This is a genomic window from Marinobacter lipolyticus, from assembly GCF_018424605.1.
Lineage (GTDB): Bacteria > Pseudomonadota > Gammaproteobacteria > Pseudomonadales > Oleiphilaceae > Marinobacter > Marinobacter lipolyticus_B.
The window spans coordinates 1-2,336 of sequence record NZ_QTKT01000022.1 but is presented as its reverse complement, the minus strand read 5'-3'; the positions used below and the strand labels follow the sequence as shown (position 1 = coordinate 2,336).

Sequence of the window (2,336 nt, the reverse complement as noted above, 5' to 3'; positions counted from 1 at the left end):
GCGGTGAGTTCAACCGGTCAACGCAAATATACTTTGTAGCTTCTCCACAGGTGTCAGGTAGTCGAGTGTTTTCCTCGGTCGTTCATTCAGCTTCCGTGCAAATTCATTTAACTGCTTCTGGGAATAGCCCGATAAATCGGTCTTCTTCGGGAAGTACTGGCGTAACAGACGATTGGTGTTCTCGTTGCTGCCTCTTTGCCAGGGGCTCTGCGGGTCACAGAAATAAACCTGCATATCGGTCGCAAGCGTAAATTTCCTGTGGTTACCCAGCTCACCCCCTCGATCCCAGGTCAGGGTTCTCTTCAACTCCTCGGGGAGCTGGCCGACTTCCCGACAAAGCGCCGAAACAACGCTTTCCGTATCTTTGCCGCCGACATGAACGAGCATCGTAAATCTAGACTGCCGCTCGACAAGCGTCGCAATATGTGAGTTCTTGGATCCGGATATCAGGTCTCCCTCCCAATGGCCAGGAACAGCCCTGTCTTCAACCTCTTTTGGCCGAGCACGGATAGAAACTAAATCTGTGATGCTGGTGCGGGCTTCCGCTTCTTCAGAGCTTCTGTGTCGTGATCGACGCATACCGCGTCTTGATCGGAGGTGTTTGACAAGCTCCTTCTTCAGAACACCTCGGGCTTGAATAAAGAGACTTCGGTAAATCGTTTCATGGGACACATGCATCGACTTGTCGTCCGGGAACTGGCGTTTTAGCCAGCCTGCTACTTGCTCTGGAGACCAGTCAAGGCTCAGCTTTTCGGCAACGGCTGCACGGAGGGACTCATTCATTGCGAGAAGGCATTTTTTCGGACGTTTTGACTGGGCCCAGGCGCGCCGATCTGCCACGTTTGCCCTGTACTGACTTCTTCCTCCGTTCCGACTGACCTCTCGACTGATGGTTGAGGTAGACCGTCCCATCGAGTCGGCAATCTGGGTAAATGTCAGTCCCGCTGAGATGCCTCTTGAAATCTCTTCGCGCTCAGAGCTACTAAGCACCCTCGCTGACCTGGAACGTCCCAGAGGGGCAATGCCGCCATGTATGGCGAGCATTCCAGTAATCGATCCAGCATGCTTCCCAAGAGCTCTGCCAATCTCGCTAAGCGACTGGTGAGTTCAACCGGTCAACGCAAATATACTTTGTAGCTTCTCCACAGGTGTCAGGTAGTCGAGTGTTTTCCTCGGTCGTTCATTCAGCTTCCGTGCAAATTCATTTAACTGCTTCTGGGAATAGCCCGATAAATCGGTCTTCTTCGGGAAGTACTGGCGTAACAGACGATTGGTGTTCTCGTTGCTGCCTCTTTGCCAGGGGCTCTGCGGGTCACAGAAATAAACCTGCATATCGGTCGCAAGCGTAAATTTCCTGTGGTTACCCAGCTCACCCCCTCGATCCCAGGTCAGGGTTCTCTTCAACTCCTCGGGGAGCTGGCCGACTTCCCGACAAAGCGCCGAAACAACGCTTTCCGTATCTTTGCCGCCGACATGAACGAGCATCGTAAATCTAGACTGCCGCTCGACAAGCGTCGCAATATGTGAGTTCTTGGATCCGGATATCAGGTCTCCCTCCCAATGGCCAGGAACAGCCCTGTCTTCAACCTCTTTTGGCCGAGCACGGATAGAAACTAAATCTGTGATGCTGGTGCGGGCTTCCGCTTCTTCAGAGCTTCTGTGTCGTGATCGACGCATACCGCGTCTTGATCGGAGGTGTTTGACAAGCTCCTTCTTCAGAACACCTCGGGCTTGAATAAAGAGACTTCGGTAAATCGTTTCATGGGACACATGCATCGACTTGTCGTCCGGGAACTGGCGTTTTAGCCAGCCTGCTACTTGCTCTGGAGACCAGTCAAGGCTCAGCTTTTCGGCAACGGCTGCACGGAGGGACTCATTCATTGCGAGAAGGCATTTTTTCGGACGTTTTGACTGGGCCCAGGCGCGCCGATCTGCCACGTTTGCCCTGTACTGACTTCTTCCTCCGTTCCGACTGACCTCTCGACTGATGGTTGAGGTAGACCGTCCCATCGAGTCGGCAATCTGGGTAAATGTCAGTCCCGCTGAGATGCCTCTTGAAATCTCTTCGCGCTCAGAGCTACTAAGCACCCTCGCTGACCTGGAACGTCCCAGAGGGGCAATGCCGCCATGTATGGCGAGCATTCCAGTAATCGATCCAGCATGCTTCCCAAGAGCTCTGCCAATCTCGCTAAGCGACTGGCCTTTCTTCCATCGAGCCCATAGCTCCTGCTTCTGCTGATGGGTCAGCCCTCTGGTCTTTGATACTTGCTGCGGCATTTTGAAAGCCCCGATAGTTACCAGTGTGCATTATGTTGCATTGACCGGTTGAATCTACC

The 2,336-nt window shown here is 53.2% G+C and carries 2 protein-coding genes; both read right to left on the bottom strand.

The window, feature by feature from the left end:
• Nucleotides 1-9: 9 nt before the first annotated feature.
• Nucleotides 10-1,044, bottom strand: a complete 1,035-nt coding sequence (locus DYI22_RS17265) for an IS30 family transposase (protein WP_416234606.1) — start codon at nucleotides 1,042-1,044, stop codon at nucleotides 10-12.
• 63 nt (nucleotides 1,045-1,107) lie between these two features.
• Nucleotides 1,108-2,277 carry an IS30 family transposase gene (locus DYI22_RS17260; protein WP_213479291.1) on the bottom strand — a complete coding sequence of 390 codons (1,170 nt, stop codon included), beginning with the start codon at nucleotides 2,275-2,277 and terminating at the stop codon, nucleotides 1,108-1,110.
• Nucleotides 2,278-2,336 lie beyond the last annotated feature (59 nt).